The following is a 208-nucleotide window of genomic DNA, read 5'->3' on the forward strand; positions in this document are numbered from 1 at the left end:
GCGAAGACGCGGTGCAGGGCCGGTTGCCAGACCTGCAGCCAGGGCTTGCCGATGATGTGCCGGCGCGCCTCGCCCAATTCTTCCAGCACGCCGTCGGCCAGCGCCAGCGCCAGCGCCTCCACGGTGCCGGGACCTTCGTCGCCGTCGCGCAGGATCGCCATGGTCAGATGGTGCTGCCACGGCTGGCGCAGGAAGTCTTCCAGTGCCT

Annotated in this window: 1 protein-coding gene; it reads right to left on the reverse strand. The window is 70.2% G+C overall.

Annotated elements, in window-relative coordinates; genetic code table 11:
• Positions 1–208 (reverse strand): DUF1631 family protein (locus tag OZ10_RS20310; protein WP_039566965.1); only part of this gene is annotated, 208 nt, incomplete at both ends.

The sequence above is a fragment of the Xanthomonas cannabis pv. cannabis genome, assembly GCF_000802365.1.
Taxonomy (GTDB): domain Bacteria; phylum Pseudomonadota; class Gammaproteobacteria; order Xanthomonadales; family Xanthomonadaceae; genus Xanthomonas; species Xanthomonas cannabis.